The organism is Virgibacillus sp. LDC1, assembly GCF_025792345.1.
Classification (GTDB): Bacteria; Bacillota; Bacilli; order Paenibacillales; family Paenibacillaceae; genus Paenibacillus_AQ; species Paenibacillus_AQ lautus.
This window is the reverse complement of sequence record NZ_JAOXLZ010000001.1, coordinates 1,950,177-1,969,241: the sequence shown is the minus strand read 5'-3', so window position 1 is coordinate 1,969,241 and position 19,065 is coordinate 1,950,177. Positions and strand designations below refer to the sequence as shown.

Sequence of the window (19,065 nt, the reverse complement as noted above, 5' to 3'; positions counted from 1 at the left end):
TTTACTTTGCCAGCGCGTCCGCAACCTCCTGAGTAATCTGGTCCCCGCCTTGACGCTTCCAGTTCTCGACGAAGGAGTCGAATGTCTCCAGCGGAGCCGCACCCATGATGATGCGCAGGAAGGTCTCATCCTCTAACTTGCGCAGATTTACCCAACGGCTCTCCATTAACGGCGTCTGCTCATACAGAAGACTGGTTACCTCCTCAAACTCGGTATCAACCAGCGGCCTGCCGCCTACCATGATGGAGTACGCTCGAGTCCATGCTCCCCAGTTCCCTTCAGGGTTCCATGTTGAAAGATCCATAGAATCATAAGGCTCTTTTTTGATTGTCTTGATACTGGCGATGTCCGAAGGCAGCAGTTTGTAGGCTTTGTCATCCGCAAAATCCTCTGCGGTTTTATTGCCGGCCAGCACATCACGGAGGGCTTTGACTGTAAATTCAATTTCATCGGATGGAGCGTGTACCACGCGGAGCGGATAGTAACCGGGACCGCCTTTGCTCGGGTCAAAGGTGTTCTCTTGCTCGTTTTTAAACAAATTGTTAAGTAATTTCATAGGAACTTCTGGATGCTCGTAATCTTTCCGAACCACCACAAACTCAGTAGAAGGGGTAGCAGCATGTGGTCTAAATTCGCCATTTTCATTTAAAGGCAGAGCATAAGCTTGCCAGTTGGCTTCGGGATCATTTTTTACAGCATTGGTTAGCGGGCCGTAAGCCATCCACCATGGCGCGAAGAACATACCGGATTTTCCGGCGATAATGGGCTCATCCGCTTTGTTTCGAACACCCATCTCGGGATCGATCAGTCCCTTGGAATACAAATCTCTTAAACTAGCTAACGCCTCACGAGTCTCCGGCAGGATCGAGCCGTATACAGGGCTGCCATCCTCGCCCTCGAGCCAGTATCCAGGGAACGAGTCATGCGCGGAGAAAATGGCGTCAAAACCGTATAAATTGTTCTTGGACTCAAGGAAGTTCGCGTACAGCTTGCCACCACTCTCCGGTCCGGTGATCCCAATCGTATCGCGCTGACCGTTTCCATCTGGATCATCTTCGACGAAAGCACGGGCGACGGCCTCAAGCTCAGCCATCGTAGTTGGCGGTTCAAGGTTCAGCTTATCCAGCCAGTCTTGTCGAATCCACATGAGGTGAATGCCATCGGCATTGGCTTGCACACCCGGAAGGGCCATCATTTTACCATCGAATGTTACTGCATCCAAGGCAGCACCGTTGGTATTTTCAATGATTGTCTTTATATCCGGGGAAGCATATTGCTTATACACCTCAGTTAAATCGGCAATTTGGTCGGCTTCGACCATTTGGCGCAGCTCAACGGCATTGACGACCATAGCATCCGGCAAATCGTTACTTGCAATGGCGAGACTAATTCTCTGACGAAGGTTCTGGCCAGACGCAGCAAATTGATGATCGACGTCCACATTAAGCGCTTCCTTAATCTGACGAGTGTATTGATTGTCCAGCGGCGTGTCGCCAGGCGGCAATTCATTATCGGTGGGATCGATTTCAATACTGATGCTGATCTGGACAGGTTCTTCGTAGCGGCCAAATGGATCAGCGGGTTCGCTTGACTCCGCGCTTTTCTCCGGTGCAGCCGGCGTGTTATTCGTTGTATTGCTGCAAGCACCTAGTACGAGAAAAGAGGCCAGTATAAGCGCAAACATATTGGACTTGTTTTTCATAATTACACCCCTTCTTTCAGATTGAATGGAATTACTATCCTCATGGACCATTTAACTGTAACACAATGAAACCGCCTTCAAGGATAGAAGGTGGTTTCTAAATGAGGGGGTCATATGTACAAAAATTTACGGCTGTTCCGGGTGGTTGGACATTTCACCCACTAAGGAGCAGACATATGTCTACCCATGATTTTCATTTGAAGGATAACAGTTTAGGCACCTGATGTATTGAAATCTTTGCTCAATAATCATTCTTTATTTATGTTATATTCTAAAAAGAATTTTCACCTGTTTCTATTTATGCACGTCGTAGACCCTATCATTCAAAGAGAGGAGGAGCCCATTTCATAGGAGATTTTGAATGATCAGATAGAATGAGAGCCAGGACCCTGTCTCGCGATCCAAAATTTCCGGATTACCGTAAAACGGTGGAAGAGAAATTAGCGGCTATGCAATTCAGAAAAGTTACCTTCACAAGTGATTGGAAGCGGTTACGATTTGCCCGACATGACACCGTTTTTGCGGTAATGATGATGAGATTCAGGGCCCTGGGAAACAACATAGGGGGGCGCTCGAGTTTACAGACACTTTATTAAGTAATTGATGGGGATGAAACGATGAAACCGGAAAAGGATTGGAAATCCCGCCTGAAGCGATTGACCTTGAAAAATAGAATTCTTTTACTGTTCGCCGCAGCCACATTGATCCCTTTCATCTGCACCTGTTATCTTTCATACAACACCATTACATCCATTCTGAATACGAAGCTGCAATCCGGCATTCAAAGCAATTTAAAGCAGGTCAGATTGTCGCTTGAGAACACGCTGGACAATCTGAATCACGTTTCCCAACAACTGACCTTTAAGGGGAATGTCGGTAGGCAGCTTGAGATGTTTTTGATGGCGAAGCAGCCCTATGACCGGAGTTATCTGACGGATGAAATCAAAAATCAGCTGAATCTCATTACATTCACGAATCCCAATGTCGGATTAACGCTGTATTATTTACGCGACGATCAGACCACTCTTTTTGAGAATACAGGCATGAAACAACCATTCGATATCGATAACCTTCCAATCATAGCAGAGTATTATGGCATCACCTATTTTGGACCGCATATCAGTAATGATCGATTCAACAATCAATATGTGCTTTCCGCCTTGCGTAAGGTTGATTTGCCGGAGAGGGAAGATGCCTATGTCTACATTGAGTCCGGTTTCAAGCTGACGCAGAGCATTCTTGATTTGGATGAAGTCAGCAAGCATACCAATCATTTAATTCTGGACAACAACGGAAGAATTTCATACAGCGAACTTCAAGATATCTTTCCTGAAAATTCATTTTTTTCGGACTCACCAGAGCCTTCGCTGGTAACAGGTATTACTTCCGACTATTATTGGTATCGACAAGTCAGCAATCAGGGCTGGAGTGTGGTCTCACTTATTGCGCAATCCGACTACAACCGCGAGAAAAATCGCTGGCTGATGCAGATGCTGGGGCTGGCGCTGCTGTTCGCTGTAGTCAGTCTGACGATTGGCGGGCTGTTATGGAAAATGGTGTACCGGCCGCTGTCACACTTCAATAAGGAGATCAAATCGATTGCGGGCAGCAATTTTAATGCGGCTGCCACGCATTCGCGCATCCCGGAATTTGAGATGTTGTTAAATCAATTTCAACATATGAAGGTTCAGATTACGCAGCTGTATTCTGAAGTCAAGGCCAAGGAGAAGCGCAGAGCGGATCTGGAGATCGAGAAGCTGCAGTATCAGATTAATCCGCATTTTCTAATGAATACGCTGGATACCGCACACTGGCTTGCCGTTATGAACGGTCAAGAGGAGATCGACAGGCTTGTCACTTCGTTGAACAAACTGCTTTACTACAATCTCCGCAAAGGCAACAGTGTCGCGACGATCAGGGATGAGATTGACTCATTGAAACAATATCTCATTCTTCAGCAGATTCGATACAATTTTCAGTTCGATGTCCATATTCACGTGGACGACGCATTGCTCGAAGTGACAGTTCCTAGATTCATTCTGCAGCCGTTGGTTGAAAATTCACTGTATCACGGACTAGATGACAACGGCAGGATCGAGGTGGAGGTTAGAAAGAATGATAGACTAGAGATCGAAATTCGAGATAACGGTGGGGGGATCTCTAAGGATACGATTGAGGCATTGCTTGAGCAGGAACAGGCTGAACACCATCGAGTGGGAATGGGAATCGGCCTGAATTATGTCAAACGAATGTTAGAATTTCATTACGAAGGGAAAGCGAGTCTTACGGTAACAAGCGAGCTTGGCATAGGTACCCGGATCATCATTTCGATTCAAATCGGGGAGGGGAATTAAACGAAATGATCCATGTTCTCATCGTAGACGACGACAAGCTTGTACGTAAGGGATTGATGTCCTTTTTGCCCTGGGAATCGTTCGGAATGAGAGTTGTAGGCGAAGCCGCTAACGGGGAGAAGGCGCTCGATTTTCTGAAGGCGAATCGGGTGGATTTGTTAATGACCGATTTAGCCATGCCGGTGATGTCGGGCATCGAATTAATTCGGGTTGTACGCAAGCAATATCCGAATATCGCGATCGCCGTGCTGACGCTTCATCAGGATTTTGAATACATCCAGGAAGCGCTGCGACTGGGTGCCATTGATTACATCGCCAAGGTAGAGCTTGAAAAAGAACAGTTCGAAGAAGTGTTTCGGCGTATTCACTCGCGCATTGTGGAAGAGAAGCAGAAACACAAAATTGAGTCGGATTCGATAGTAGAGGCTTGTTCTTGCGATACGGCCTATGCGCTATTGAAGTTCCCGGATGAGCCATTAACAAGCAGAATGGTTGCGGATTGCGTTTCCTTGGGCTGGATAGCCGAAGCGGAAGGCTCTATTCTGTTGTGGTTGACGGATCTTGCCAAGGAGGCTCAGCCTCAAGGCAATGACGAAGAAGACCCGTTGCCGCCGCTTCCAAACGGAACGCGCAGCACCGGATGGCATATGGTGCGGCTGCGGCATACAGCCGATTTATCTCCATCCGATCTGCATCAACGGATACGGGTCTACAGGAGAAGAGATTTTTTCTACGACTGCGACGGCAATGAACCCTATCCGATTGAGAAATCTGTCATGGAGCTGCTGGCGGAACATCCGGAACCGGGAGACGAAGAGACGGACAATGTGAAGGAATTACTACACGCCTTCACATGGGTCCATAACGATGAAGCCTTTGATAAGCTTTGTAGTCGATTAAAAGAACTGCGTATCCCCGTCTCAAAGCTAATGCAATGGATCTACGGCTTTATGGTTGACTGGAACCGGCTCTATAGAGCGATACAACCGGATGATATCAAGCTGCCTGACACATTTACGTGCTGGCGGGAGGTTGTGGACTGGCTCAAACATTTTAGAGAAATTGGGATAACGCTGTCAGGCAGCCTGCAGCTGAGCCCGGAAGTGAGCGGCAGCATTATGACCGCGGTCAAAATCGTGCACGACGAACTTGAGTTTCCGTTATTCGCTATCGATGTCGCGAAGCGGGTCAATCTGAGCCGAAGCTACTTCTATCAATGTTTCAAAGAAATCGTAGGCTATTCCTTCAATGAATATCTGCGCAAGGTACGGATCGATAAAGCGCGGGAATATCTGGAGCAGACGGCCAGGCCCATTGTCTGGATTGCCAAGCAAACCGGATACGAGGATGAGAAATATTTCAGCAGAACTTTTCGAGAACAGACAGGCATGCTGCCGAGCGAATATAGACAGCGGTATAAGTCGAGGTAAACGCTAGTTAATCTCTAATTAAACTCCTGAAACACCAAAATGATTATGTTACAAACAACACCCCTGTGATAAAATGTAATTATCAATAAATGGAAGGGCTGATTTGATGAGCTTAACGATCCTAGCTCTTTTCCTTATGGGGATAATCACTATCTATGCCACTGCATTTACAATGATAATTAAGTTACTTGGCCGGAAATTTAAAGACAAATCCGATATGTACTTCCTATATGCAGCCATAATCTTGGTTATCCAATCTTATCTTATAATAAAGGACTTTCTAGGAAATCAGCCTCTAAGTTCAGTCAATACTTTATTCTTCTTCATGGCGTTTATGCTGATTTTTCAAGGGATAAAACGAAAAAAATCAAATATGTAGCAAGCTTAATAAGCCACTTGGAAAGAAACCAGGTGGCTTATCTATGTCATATACAATTCAACATACGGAGCAGCCACTTTTAGATTTGGCAATTTAAATTTCCCAAGATCTTTTGTAGGAATGTAAAAAATTGGACCGCAACTCTTTAACGGTATAAGCGTCATTACCATAAGACACCAGTAGAAGAGGGGATAGGAACAAAATGAATAAGGTTTTATCAGGGCTAGTATTAGTTTTGGTAATGATGATCAGCTTACCGGGCGAGGCATCTATGGAGCAGGCTTCCCTGGAAGTAAGTTTTCAGGACGAGCAGTTGGAGCAAGCAATAAAAGAAATTTTAAAAAAGGATGCAAATGCGGCTGTTACACAGAAAGATATGCAATCATTAACCTTGGTTGATCTTTCAAATCGAGGAATTAAAAGCATTCAAGGCTTACAATATGCTTCCAATGTGAAATATCTTGACTTGTCCAATAATGAAATTGACGATATTATGCCACTCAAGCCATTGACTAAGATTCGCGAACTTGATATTGCGGACAATCAGATCGCTTCAATTCAGGATTTGTCCGCCATGACGGATTTGGAAATGTTGATCGTAAACCGGAACCAAATTTCGTCGATTGAAGTGATCAAGCAGCTTGGGCGTCTGCATACATTCGAAGCGAACGATAATCAAATCTCGAATATTACGGCATTATCGACGGCCACAGAATTAACATGGTTACAACTGAACGGGAACCAGATCGCGAAAATTCAGCCCTTGAGCAAATTAACCAAGCTAAAGAATTTGGAACTAGCGAGCAATCGATTCTCGGACCTGAGTCCACTTAAGCCGCTATCCAAAAGTTTAATGAGCCTTAACATCGGAAGCAATCGAATTTCGGATCTCCGTGCGCTTGAAGGGATGACGCTAATGCGATCTCTTTCCGCGGAAAACAATCAGATCAAGAAACTAGATCCACTGAAAAAAATGTCTAACCTGTCTTCCTTGAATCTAAACTCGAATCTGGTTTACAATCTTGAGCCTTTGAAATCCCTAAGCGAACTTCATTATTTATATCTAGCGGATAACCGTGTATGGAATTTGGATCCCATTCGAAATCATACGTTCGATCCTCCTCATTTTGACACGGGAGCAATTAGATACGCGTTGGATTTAAGCGGTAACTATTTGGATTTAAGAAGTACGACCAAAACGTATCAACTTCTCAATAAGCTCGGTGGAGATGGGTCTTCCCAACTGAAAGCCCAGCGATTAGTAATCGGGAGTAGAACTGCTTACGTAGGAGAGAGTTCCTTTAAGTTAAGCGAAGCCCCGTTTATTGCATCGAGCCGCACTTATGTCCCGATTCGATTTGTATGCGAGCGATTGGGTTCGAAGGTAGGGTGGAACCAAAGCAAACAAGAGGTAACGATCAGCAAAGACAACACGACGATCCGTTGGAAAGTGAATGAGAAGAAAGCAAATGTGAATGGAAAAACCGTTTCATTTGATGCGCCGTTACTGTTGAAGAAGAATAGTTCGTTTATACCCGTACGCTTCGTGTCCGAGCTGTTAGGATCTCCCGTAGAATACATGGCGAATCCCAAAACGGCAATCATATTTGAGCAAAAATAGCTTCATTACGTACTGCCTGATCCCTCCGGCATAATTTGCTGGAGGGTTTTATTTTAAAAAACAAGGATTGAGTCAGGGTCAAGGATACAATCGAACCGTGGGAGGAATCATCTATGAAAAGAACAATAATCGCACTCACTCTTTCTTTAGTGTGTACCTTACTAATCGGTAATCCAGCGATCAGCTTCGCCAATAATTTTTCGAATACGGTTGACAATGGAAAAATCGAAAATGGACGAATGCTGATTCCATTACGTGCTGTTTCAGAGAGATTCAATTCAGAAGTAACTTGGAACCAGGCCAAAAAAAGCATTGCGATTATTCGTGGCAAACGAGAGCTATTGCTGCGTGTGAATTCTCACACAGCTTTATTAAATAACGCCGCTTTCAGCCTTGATGTGCCTGCAAAAATCGATCATGGAACGACTTATGTACCCGCACGTGTTTTTGCTGAAGCCTTTGGCGGAACAGCGCTGTGGTCCGAACAAGAACGAAAAGCAACCATTACGATCGGTCTGCAGCAGGTCTTTATCCATACAGAGCCGCAGAAGCCTTGGAGAATGAGTCAAGAGAGAATAAACGTACTTAATGAAAAGATAAATGAAGCCACCGATCTCTCAAGCTATTCGCAAATCCGAACACATTTCAGACCTTATTTCACGGACTCATTTATAAACAAGATGATTCACAGTCATGGCATTAAAAATAACGCCATATTAACAAAAAAGGCCGATATTACCTATAGTAGTACCACAGCGGCGAGAATGCACCAATCGGCTTACTTTGAAAGCGGTCCTATCAATCTTGAACTCGTTGATCGTTATGTATTCTATAAATTTGTTGATAACCAATGGAAGGTAGACGATGTGAACGTGGGCAGACAAATTATTGAGCCATAATACGGACGAGAGCGGGATTATGGCCAGAAGAAATAAGATGTCGTTGCATGGTATTTATACAGAAGGTTTTAAAAACAGCCGATCCACGTGGATCGGCTGTTTTTGTTCAGCAAAAGGGCGGCAGTTTAATTATGTTGTACCTCATGCAATAGTAAGGTATGCAATTTATCCTGTTCCATATAGAGGATCCTGGCTAGTTAAACGCTACGGATGTACTAATGCTGCATACACCGATCAATGGGAAAGATTTTTGTGAGCTGAATACTTTAAGGTTTGCAGCCAAAAGTATATGAGCATACCCAGCAGCGTAATCATTCCACCCACAAATTGAAATGCGGAGATCGTTTCTCCCAAAAACAGATAAGCCAGCATAATGGCCAAAACGGGCTCGCCGATAATGCCAACGGAAACCGTTGTTGCGCCAATGGACTTGAGCAGCAGGTTGAAAACATATTGGCCAAAGATCGTGGGAATGATCGCAAGCAGAAGGAAGTATGTCCAATCTGAAGCGTTGTAATTGGTCAAAGAAAAGTTATTCAACAAACTGTAGACGAGCAGGACACTCCCACCAATAAAGAAGACGACAACACTGTATAGGTTTGCATTGATTTTTTGGCTCACTTTTTGTCCGACGAGCATATAAGCTGACACCAGTATGGTTCCTATCAGAGACAAACCGTCCCCGATCAAAGCCTCTCTTGAAACTCCAATATCTCCCCAAGCGATAATGATCGAGCCAAACAGGGCGGCAACCAAGCAGAGAACGGTCAGCATACTGGCTCGTTCCCTGAACATATAGTACGAGCCGATCATCACAAACATAGGCTGTAGCGCCAGGATCACCATGGAACTCGCCACGGAGGTATATACCAGTGACTCCATCCAAAACAGGAAATACAGTCCCAGAAGCAGGCCGGCTAATATAACGTTTCTCCAATCCTTTGAGTCCAGTTTCGAGGAGCGGAGCGTTGTCCAGGGGACAAATGGAAGCATGATGATGGCCGATAGAAAAAGTCTGTACATACCGGCAACAGCTGTTGGTGTATCCGAAGATTTGATCATGATCGAAGATACGGATACCGACAGAATAGCGATAAACAGCAGTATATAAGGATGAAGCGGTAGCGATGATGTATATCTTTTCAACTATAACCCTCCAAGAGGGCCTATCCGATCGACTGTGCACAGGCTAGTGATAAGCCAAATTCATGATATAATAATATCATCGGAATTAATTTTTTTGTGCAATTATATCTTTCATTAATATAGATATATCGTCATAGAAAGGAGCTTCTTGGAATGGCTAAGCCGCTGCATGAGACTATTTCGTATCCCGACGATTCGTTTCCTTATATCATGTACACGCATACGATTCATAAAAGTATTCCCGAAGGCAGAGGATTCAACGATCTGCACTGGCACGAAGAGCTGCAGATCACTTTGGTGACGAAAGGGAAACTGAGTATTCAAGTAAATGGGATTGATCATGAGCTGGAAACCGGCCAGGCAATTTTGATAAACAAGGGAGTTCTTCATGTGACGACGCAGCTAACGCATGACGGGCAATATGTGAGCTTCAATTTTCCTGAAAAACTGCTCGCCTTCTACACGGACAGTGCCATGGAAAAGAATTATGTGTTCCCTTTTACTAATTCTTCTTTCGTTTCGCTGGTGATCAAAGGAGGCGCGGAGTGGGAGAAGCAGGTATTGGAGATGCTTTGGGAAATGAGAAAGAAGTTCAATATAAAAAAAAGCTGGGGATGGGAGTATGAGATTTCGATTCAAACCGTACAGCTATGGTTCGTCTTGATTTCCAATATGTCGGTCTCTCCCGAGGAAGGACCAAAACACGTGAAGCGGCAACAGGAGAGACTGCAATTCATGCTTAGCTTCATACATCAAAACTACTCGTTTCCTGTAACGCTGCAAGAAATAGCCGATGTTGCGCATCTGAGCATCTCGGAGTGCACCCGGTGTTTTAAAAAAACGGTTCATATGACTCCCTACGAGTACCTGATCAAATACCGGATAAAGAAAAGCAGCGAATTATTAATATCAACAGACGATACTATAACCGAGATAGCCGGCAGGGTAGGCTTCAATCATGTGAATCATTTTATTCAGTCTTTTAAAAAGTACCACGAAAGAACACCCAAAGCTTTTCGAAAGCATAGAGCTGAGATGAAATAGTCCAAAGTTTAACGCCAACTTGGCTTGTCACGAAACCTAACGACATCTTTTACGTATATCCATTCAGTTTCATACTTTAACAGAGAAACGATAGAGAAATTGATAGGCTATCGTGAGGTCACGTGTATGTCAGTTTTGAGAAAACGAAAGTGGATGATATGGTTGTCAGCTTTTGTCCTTATCGTTGCAGTTCCAATAACAATTTCCATGCAAATTATCATTCATTCTAATGTACCAGAGCTTGCAGAAGGAAGCATTGAGCAGCGGTATGCACAGAAAGGAAGCCATCATGTAAAGGTAGAAGAAGTTAAGAGTATGAGCGGGGAGGCTTTATTTAGAATATACTACCCAGCATTTCAAGGAGACGAATCCTATCCTATTATTTCATGGGGGAATGGAACAGATGCCACGCCAGATCGTTATGATGAGCTCTTAACTCATCTAGCAAGCTGGGGATTCATTGTAATCGATTCCTATAGTAAAACAACAGGAACAGGCAAAGAAATTCTAGAGGCCATTGATTATTTGACAAATGAAAACGAACAAGCAAACAGCTTGTTTTATCAAAAAATACAAATGGAACATATTGGTGCAGCTGGACACTCTCAAGGGTCAACAGGGGTTATTAATGCTCATACCAACTATAAAAGTGGATCGTTGATTAAGACGGTTGTATCCATCGCTCTCCCGGATTTGAAGCATTGTGATCCAGAAGATGTGTACGATACAGCACGTATTACCGTTCCTTTTCTCATTATGGGAGGTACACGAGATTTTCTAATCTCACCGGTATCAACGAATCAATTAGCATTACATAGCACTAACGCGGGCACGCCTGTTATGATGGGGATGGCAAAAGGTGCGGCTCATACAGCGATTGAAGGTGATGGTGGCAATCATAGGGGGTACTTGACGGCTTGGATGAGATATCGGCTGCTTGATGATCAGGAAGCCATGAAGGCATTTCATGGGAATTCTTCCGAGATGATGCATAATACAAATTGGGTGGACGTTGAACAAGCTAATATGGATGATAATGATTTCGTGCATCCATAACATGCATGTTGGTTATATCCCCTCGTGGGATCATCCACAGATGCCTGTAATCAGGGTCAAATAGCATGGGACGAGAATTGTGTATATGTTTGCGTTACCGAAAACAAGCGGAAAAGAACAGAGCTCTCGTCGTGGTAACATTGGTATGAGAGTTCGTATAAGGCAGCTGGTCAGAGGGCCTTCACCTTGAAAATAATCTCCTAATAATATTCCTACTTCCCGCTCCACCGGAAGAACCGCGTAGCAAGCACAACAGATACAATCGCAATGCCAATCAAAACAGCAGCTTCAAAGCCATATTCCGTAATGGGCGCTTCTGTCCACGTCCCACGAAGCAACTGAATGACGTAATAAAGCGGGAGTATTTTCGCTGCATATTGAAGAACCGTCGGCATCATCTCGAGCGGAAATGTCGCCCCTGACAGGAACAGCATCAGGTTTAGAAATAATGAACTGATTGCGGAAGCAGTCTGAGTGTTTTTTGCTAAGGAAGTCAGAAATAAGGCAAACGGGAAAAAGGCCAGGATACTAATAAGCAATGAAAGCAGGGTACTTCCGATATAGGCAGGCAGGGTTAAGCCATAGAGCAGCATGCCAAAAACCATAAGTAGCATGGCGGATATAGCAAAGATGACGGTCCCTTGAAAGGTATGGGCGGCGAGGATTTTCCATGGCTGGAGCGGTGTTGATTGATATCTTCTTAATACGCCCGTTTCCCGGTAATTGGTTAAAACAGTTCCCAGTGTAAAAAAGGAAGTGGTTACGATATTGACGCCAATCCACGATGGAACAAAATATTCCGCAAAAGCCTTTTGGCTCATGTTATCTCCAACAAACATGGATCCAAACAGTCCAATCATCACAACGGGAAAGAGGAATGTCCAAAACATGCTTAAACGGTCTCTAAAGAACATTTTCGTTTCTAAACTGGCGAGTTTTACGATTGCCTTCATCCGATTTTCTCCTTTTCCAGGTACTGGATAAATAAATCATCGAGAGAGCCTTTCTCAAACCTGAAGCTGGACAATGGGATGCCTTTTTCCTGGCAGTAGCTGAAAATGTGATAAGCCGTTGTCTGTTGGTCATCACAAAACACCTTGAATTCGTCTTGATTCTTTTCAACGCGCTCCACTCCGGGAAGCGAGCTTAAATATTCGGGACCAAGCTCTTCACTGACAAAGGCAAGACAGCCAGCAGTACCTTCGTTTAATAATTCACGGGGAGAATTTAAAGCTTTTAATTGGCCGCCGTACATCATCGCCACCCTGTCGCACAGCTGCTCAGCTTCTTCCATATAATGCGTGGTTACCACAATGGTACTTCCACGGTCCCGTAACAGCCGAATCAATGACCACATTTCCCGCCTTGCTGAGGGATCCAGCCCCATGCTCGGCTCATCAAGAAATAAGATTTCAGGCTCATGCAGAGTGGCTAAAGCAAGAGTTACCCGCTGTTTCCATCCGCCGGATAAGTCATCGAATTTTACGTTCAGCTTTTCGCTTAAGCCAAGCAATTCTATTAAATAATCTTTTTGCGTGGCGTTATCGTAAAATGAAGAAAAGAGATCCAGCGCTTCTTTTACTTTCATTTTCTTCTGGATCGAAGTGGCTTGAAACTGGACACCAATTCTCTTATTTAGTTCCCGGAGCTGCTTATTGGGAACAAGTCCAAGGACTTCAACCGCTCCCTCGCTTGGATCAGAGATGCCTTCCAGAATTTCAAGGGTGGTCGTTTTCCCAGCGCCGTTCGGCCCGATAATCCCGAAGATTTCTCCTTTGTAAACATCAAAAGAAAGATTCTTTACTGCCTTGGTCCCGCCAAAGTTTTTCGATAGATTGCTAACAGTAATGACACTCTCCATGCGTATCCTCCTTTAATTCAATGCCTTCGAAGGTCGTTATTCAGCTTTTTCGATTCCTTCTTAAAATAAAGATAAAACCCAATCCATCCGATGGCGTAAACGAAAATAGAGATTGCCAGGTATAACAAAAAGTTCTTTACAGCAAACGGGATCCAGCCAGCCCATAGGCTTAAAATAAAGTAGACGATGGTGACGGTTAGAAAGTGCAGAGCGGTCTGCATGGGCAGGGCAAGTGAGCGGATTTCAAAATAGAGGGGGGTGACAGTAAACAACCAACCGCAGAATATATAGCCAAATGCATTTTTAATAAAACTCAGTCCGTCTATTGTCGATTGACCTCCAAAATAAATAAGCGCACTTGTAGTCATTACAGCAATAAAGGCGCCGAAGAATATACCGATCAAACTTCTGAAAAAAAATGCATTCATTTCGTTTCCCTCCTGTTCATTTTTAAAACTTCTTTAATTCGACCAATGTAATGACGCGAAACATATTCTTTCTCACCTGATTTAAAGTGAACGCAAAGGGTCCCGTTAAATGATGGTTCGAAATGGCTCATTGCATAAAGGTTTGCAATGACGGACTTTGAGATCCTGATAAACCGGTGGGAGGGAAGGGAGTTTTCGAGCTCATACAATTTTTCTTTTACTTTAAAGATTCCTTCTGAGGTGGCGGCTGTGACCACATCGCCTTCTGTACGAAAGTAGTGTACTTCCTCGTGCTTAATTAAGTGCTGGTTCTCTCCATCTTTTCCGACGATCAAATCCGTGTCATTCTTATTGAGGTAGTCGAGGATCTCCTGGATGGCTGGGGTCAATTCTTTGCAGTGAATCGTCACCGTGGTTTCTTCGTTGCGCGGGTCGATGTCGAGTAAAATTTTCATGTAAAGACGGCTCCTCCATTCCGTACGCTTTATAAGTTTAGTATAGATGGCGACTTTTCAATTGTCATCAAAACAAAGGCGACCCGTAGGACGCGGACCGTAAGATGCATGTATATGCGTCCGTCCTGCAGGATAAAAGGGTAACCATCCCTAATCAAATGAACCTGATGGAGGTAGAGAACGATAGTTGAATAAAGAAAAGAAGACAGCTGGTCAGAGCGATCAGCTGCCTTTATAAGTTAACAGACATGTTAGTTGAACTTGACATGACATTAAACTCGATTCATCTCTAATCATTTTAAAGCTGCAATTTTCGGAAGACTCTATAGCTTCTTTGAGCGCATTCGGAGATGGCAATGGGGTGGAAGCCGCTGACATCGGCATACAACGTATCGTTTAGCGGCGAGATCCACTTCTCGGGAAGCACAGCCGCTCCAAGCGATGCTCCAAGAATGGAACCGACGGTGGCGCCATTGCAATCGGTGTCCCAGCCGCCGAGCACGGCTGTCGTAATGCCTTTCTCGAAATCGCCTCCGGAATGAATGAGCGCAGCCGCGCATAATGCAGCATTATTGTTGGTATGAACAGGGTGATAGTGCTTAAACGCTTCCCATATTTTACTCACCAATTCTAATGTGTCTTCCGTTTCCTCAGCAATGTTGACCGCTAATGCGATATCTTCTGCAAGGCGGCTGTGTTTCGGAATTTCACTCAATCCGATCTCAACAATACGCTTCACATCACGTTCAACGAATGCGGCGGCAATCATAGCCGAGCAAAACATGGCGCCGTAAATACCATTCTTCACATGGGAGAAGGAAGCGTCCCGCCAAGCAAGCTCAGCTGCAAGCTGGGGCTGGCCCGCAGCACCGTATGCATAGCCGTCCACACGGATTTGAGCGCCGATCCATTCACGGTAGGGATTCAAATAAGAGCGTCCCCAGTGGATATGTTTCTCCCAGTCGTTTGGCCGATCGCCGCTAATATGTGAAGTGACACGAGCGAAATTAAGATAGGACTGCGCTTCAGCCGTGAATACTTGCCCGAAGGACAAATGACGATGCCAAAGCTTGCCCACATCCCAGGAGTTGAAATCAAGCCCGCGCTCCTCAAGCATAAGCAGGCCGAGAACGGTATATCGAATATCATCGTCTGTTTCCATATAGCGTATGTTTTCCCGGCAGCTGGCCAAGCTGCTCCACCTTGCGATCTCGATGCTGTACTCGGCTTCTGCAGTTGAATCGCCCGGTGTATAGTGGCGAATCGGCCATTGCCCTGCGCCTTCGAACCACAACTTAATATTGTGCCAGCCGGGTCTTCCGCCCGAGCCTTGCATGAAAGCAGGAGCTTCGAGAGGTTTTCCGAGCGCGCAGCCAGCCGAACGGCCGAGCCATGCACCATGAAATTTATCCTGCCATTTAAGCTCATCCCAGTTTCCGGACAGGAATCTCGGTCCATTCGGACGTTCGGCGCGAATGGCTTCCAATTCCGACGGCTCAAAATACTTGAAATCCGCATGTGGTTCAAGAGCCATTAAAGCCTGGTATACTTCCATTAGCTTTGCTTCGTTTGTGCCGACTGCTTCCAGACGCTCGGCCATCCCCTCTACATGACAGCCTTCTTCTCCGCGCTGTTTGATTTCATCCCGAACTAATTCCCTCAGTCCAATCCATTTCGTCATCAAGGTTGCCCTCCTGAAATCCATGTAATCAAAATATGCCTTGATTATAACCAGTCATGACGACAATGACTTCTCAAATTAGGAAAGCATTATTCTCATTTTTTGCTCACTCCGTAATCCCCATAGATTGCCGATAATGGACCGGGGACAGACCGACATTCTCTTTAAATACGCGGTAAAAGGTCGGCAAGCTTTGAAAACCGCATTCGAATGCAATATCAGCAACAGCTTTGTCCGTTCCTGCCAATTCACGCTTGGCAGCCTGGACACGAAGCAAGGAAACATATTCCGAGAAACGATAACCGGTCGTTTCCAGAAATGCCCGGCTCGCGCGCGAGACGCTTAAACCAAGTTCATCAGCCAATTCCCCTAAGCTAACCGGCTCGTGGTAACGATGCTCGACCAAAGCGGCCAACGATTGCGCCTGGCGAACGGAATGTACCATATGATGACGCTCCTCATCGGTTAGCAAACCGTTGTAATGTCGAAGAAGACGGCCGCACAGCTGAATGAGCGCGCTTTTGGCCATGACCACATAACCCGGGGATTTCTCCCGCAGCTCTTCCGCTATAGCCAGCACCCAAGGCGTAAGCAGTGTGGCGAGGGGCGAGCCGCCCATAATATGATTGCAAAAATGAGTGGAGCGATAGGAGAATGGCAGCAGCAGACCGGGCTCTTCCGCTAGCAGCAGCGCGGGATCAAAGTTAATAAAAAGATAGCGGCTCGGGTCGTCGGGGGCAGATTGGGCAATATGCCGTTCTTCATTATTGACCAGAAATAAGTCGCCAGGTTTCGCTGCATATTGTTTGTTGCCAAAGTAAAAATAGCCTTTGCCTGTTAAACAGAGGCCGATCTCCAGACTTGAGTGCACATGAGGCGGCTGCCGATAAGTGGCAGGTGTCCATTCGAAAGCATTGATAGCAATGGGATGGTCATAGGCAATATGAAGTTTCATTATGATCCAACGCCTCCAGACAAACATGAATTTATATGCTAAGTATATAGACAAGGCATGCCTTCAACCAGATACTGTTATTTACGTTCATACATACATGTTGAGGTGTTTCAATTGAAAAGTAAACGCCGTCGTTGTATACGTTAATTCACGGTAATTATTTATTTTTTGCCTGGTGTCAAGAGGTGTATACGAAAGTAAAGACTAGTATATAGAACAGCGAGGAGCTTCTTTCTATACTGGAATTATGAAAGACTGCAGTACAATTTGCAGCAAAAACTAAACGAATTATACACGGAGGGGTAAAATTTGAAGAGCAAAAAAGCACTTGTCATGATCTCCTTGACGCTTGCATTGGCGATTTCAGGCTGCGGCTTCAAAACGTCGTCTGAGCCAAACCAACCACCTGGAAATTCCAAGGAACCAATCCAAACGCCAGGCACAGGAAACAGCAATGATATCGTTGAGGTTTCAACGGTTTCGCCAAGCGATCCTTACTTGAAATTTGACGAAGGTGAAGACTTCGACAAAAACTCAGTTTATGACGTTTATGAAAAAGATATCGGTGTCAAAATTACAAACAAGTGGATTGCCGATGTAAGCCAATTTAAAGAGAGAGTAAAAATTGCGATCGCATCCAACGATCTTCCGGATTTCTTGCTTGTAAACGCCGCACAGCTTAAAGAGCTTACTGAAGCGGATATGATTATGGATTTGACAGAGATTTATGATCAGCATGCTACGGAAGAGACGAAAAAGTTTCTGACCATGGACGGCGGCATGCAGATGAAAACTGCGATGATCGACGGGAAAATGATGGGGATTCCAAGCTCATACAACCCGTTCAACTATCAATACTTGTTCGTTCGTACAGACTGGCTGAAAGAACTTGGCTTGCCTGAGCCTAAAACAATGGATGATTTCATAAAAATTGCCGAAGCGTTCAAAACCAAGAATCCTGGCGGCACAAAACAAGCTTACGGTATTGCGGTCAGCAAAAACCCATTTAGTATCGAGACAGGCGTTACCGGTCTGAGAGCGTTCTTGAACGGCTATCACGCTTATGAAAACATTTGGATGGAAGATGGGAACGGCGGTTTGATGAACAGTGATATCCAGCCCGAGATGAAGCAGGCGCTTGCAGCGCTGCAAGACATGTTCAAAAAAGGGTTGATCGATCCTGAGTTTGCGGTTAAAGATACGGAAAAAGCCGCTGAGCTCATCTACGACGGCAGCATCGGCATGGTATTTGGTGCTTCCTGGACACCGGCGCAGCTTGTGCAGGGCGCTGTGAAAGACGGGAAGGTTGTTCAAGAATGGGGAGTGTTCCCTATCCCTTCCGTAGACAACAAGCCTACATTGAATCAAATTGGTCTTGGTGTTGACGAGTACTATGTGATCTCTAAACAAGCCAAGCATCCTGAAGGCGTTATCAAATTGCTGAACCAATGGATCGTCGTTGATAATACGATGAATCCGACAGATGAGCAAAAAATCTATCTGTATGGTAAAGACAAACAAGAAAAAGGCAACAACTACTGGCTGCTGAACCCGCTTCGCGTAGGCAAACAGATGGATAACAACGGCGAAATTCTGCCGAAAGCGATCGAAACGAAAGATCCTAGCATTCTTCAAACTGCAGACCAGAAGGGTCGTTATGAACGTGCGATGAAATTTATCGATGGTAGCGATATCAATATGTGGTGGGAAGTGCTGATTTCGGGGCCGAACGGAGCGGTATCGCATAACCCAAAAATCCAGCAAAACAAAGAATACCTGCAAAACAAATTCTACGGCGCACCTACGCCGACGATGGCAGACCGTCAAGAAATTTTAACGAAGAAACGTGATGAAATATTCATCAAAATCATAATGAACCAAGTATCCGTAGACGAATTCGATACATTCGTTGAAGAGTGGAAGAAGCTTGGCGGCGATGAAATCACGAAAGAAGTTAACGAGTGGTATCAATCGATGAAATAGGATCTGTAGCGCAAAGGAGGGATTGAATCTATGCAATCCCTCCTTTTTTCAAGAACAATCAGGTTCTTGAG

15 protein-coding genes are annotated in these 19,065 nt (G+C 45.0%); 7 read left to right on the top strand and 8 right to left on the bottom strand.

Features of this window, described 5'->3' with window-relative positions:
- Position 1: 1 nt before the first annotated feature.
- Positions 2 to 1,702: an extracellular solute-binding protein gene (locus tag OHJ21_RS08830; RefSeq protein WP_326120827.1), complete on the bottom strand. Its 1,701-nt coding sequence runs from the start codon at positions 1,700 to 1,702 to the stop codon at positions 2 to 4.
- Positions 1,703 to 2,319: 617 nt separating this feature from the next.
- Between OHJ21_RS08830 and OHJ21_RS08825 the strand changes: the two genes are divergently transcribed.
- The 4 genes from OHJ21_RS08825 to OHJ21_RS08810 all read left to right on the top strand — a co-directional run bounded on the left by OHJ21_RS08825 (position 2,320) and on the right by OHJ21_RS08810 (position 8,385).
- Complete coding sequence (locus tag OHJ21_RS08825) at positions 2,320 to 4,056, top strand: sensor histidine kinase (RefSeq protein WP_486019847.1); 1,737 nt, start codon at positions 2,320 to 2,322, stop codon at positions 4,054 to 4,056.
- Positions 4,057 to 4,061: 5 nt separating this feature from the next.
- Complete coding sequence (locus tag OHJ21_RS08820; RefSeq protein WP_486019846.1) at positions 4,062 to 5,486, top strand: response regulator; 1,425 nt, start codon at positions 4,062 to 4,064, stop codon at positions 5,484 to 5,486.
- Between the two features lie 581 nt (positions 5,487 to 6,067).
- On the top strand, positions 6,068 to 7,486 hold the full coding sequence (locus OHJ21_RS08815; RefSeq protein ID WP_486019845.1) for a leucine-rich repeat domain-containing protein: 1,419 nt from the start codon (positions 6,068 to 6,070) through the stop codon (positions 7,484 to 7,486).
- Positions 7,487 to 7,599: 113 nt separating this feature from the next.
- Positions 7,600 to 8,385, top strand: a complete 786-nt coding sequence (locus OHJ21_RS08810; RefSeq protein WP_486019844.1) for a stalk domain-containing protein — start codon at positions 7,600 to 7,602, stop codon at positions 8,383 to 8,385.
- Between the two features lie 234 nt (positions 8,386 to 8,619).
- Here the strand turns inward: OHJ21_RS08810 and OHJ21_RS08805 are convergent, their stop codons facing one another.
- Positions 8,620 to 9,531 (bottom strand): DMT family transporter, encoded by a 912-nt coding sequence (locus tag OHJ21_RS08805; protein ID WP_486019843.1) that lies wholly within the window; start codon positions 9,529 to 9,531, stop codon positions 8,620 to 8,622.
- 153 nt (positions 9,532 to 9,684) lie between these two features.
- Here OHJ21_RS08805 and OHJ21_RS08800 point away from each other — a divergent pair, with 153 nt between their 5' ends.
- The gene (locus OHJ21_RS08800; RefSeq protein ID WP_100537304.1) at positions 9,685 to 10,575 is read left to right on the top strand and encodes an AraC family transcriptional regulator; all 891 of its coding nucleotides are present in this window, start codon (positions 9,685 to 9,687) and stop codon (positions 10,573 to 10,575) included.
- A 126-nt stretch (positions 10,576 to 10,701) separates the two neighbouring features.
- Entirely contained in the window at positions 10,702 to 11,631 is a 930-nt protein-coding gene (locus OHJ21_RS08795; RefSeq protein ID WP_486019842.1) for a poly(ethylene terephthalate) hydrolase family protein, read from the top strand.
- A gap of 212 nt (positions 11,632 to 11,843) precedes the next feature.
- Here OHJ21_RS08795 and OHJ21_RS08790 read toward each other — a convergent pair whose 3' ends face one another.
- The 6 genes from OHJ21_RS08790 to OHJ21_RS08765 form a co-directional block, all read right to left on the bottom strand.
- Positions 11,844 to 12,584: an ABC transporter permease gene (locus tag OHJ21_RS08790; protein WP_486019841.1), complete on the bottom strand. Its 741-nt coding sequence runs from the start codon at positions 12,582 to 12,584 to the stop codon at positions 11,844 to 11,846.
- Positions 12,581 to 13,492 (bottom strand): ABC transporter ATP-binding protein, encoded by a 912-nt coding sequence (locus OHJ21_RS08785; RefSeq protein WP_100537302.1) that lies wholly within the window; start codon positions 13,490 to 13,492, stop codon positions 12,581 to 12,583. Before OHJ21_RS08785 ends, OHJ21_RS08790 begins: the two co-directional genes overlap by 4 nt.
- A 17-nt stretch (positions 13,493 to 13,509) precedes the next feature.
- Positions 13,510 to 13,920, bottom strand: coding sequence for a DUF3021 domain-containing protein (locus tag OHJ21_RS08780; protein WP_100537301.1), 411 nt, complete (start codon positions 13,918 to 13,920; stop codon positions 13,510 to 13,512).
- Entirely contained in the window at positions 13,917 to 14,375 is a 459-nt protein-coding gene (locus tag OHJ21_RS08775) for a LytTR family DNA-binding domain-containing protein (RefSeq protein ID WP_100537300.1), read from the bottom strand. The genes OHJ21_RS08780 and OHJ21_RS08775 overlap by 4 nt, the downstream gene beginning before the upstream one ends.
- A gap of 298 nt (positions 14,376 to 14,673) precedes the next feature.
- A complete protein-coding gene (locus OHJ21_RS08770) occupies positions 14,674 to 16,056 on the bottom strand; it encodes an ADP-ribosylglycohydrolase family protein (protein ID WP_486019840.1) in 1,383 nt (460 codons plus the stop codon).
- A 106-nt stretch (positions 16,057 to 16,162) separates the two neighbouring features.
- Positions 16,163 to 17,011 carry a helix-turn-helix transcriptional regulator gene (locus OHJ21_RS08765; RefSeq protein ID WP_486019839.1) on the bottom strand — a complete coding sequence of 283 codons (849 nt, stop codon included), beginning with the start codon at positions 17,009 to 17,011 and terminating at the stop codon, positions 16,163 to 16,165.
- A gap of 309 nt (positions 17,012 to 17,320) precedes the next feature.
- On the opposite strand from OHJ21_RS08765, the gene OHJ21_RS08760 reads away from it, so the two are divergent.
- Positions 17,321 to 18,994, top strand: coding sequence for an extracellular solute-binding protein (locus tag OHJ21_RS08760; RefSeq protein WP_326113582.1), 1,674 nt, complete (start codon positions 17,321 to 17,323; stop codon positions 18,992 to 18,994).
- Positions 18,995 to 19,065 lie beyond the last annotated feature (71 nt).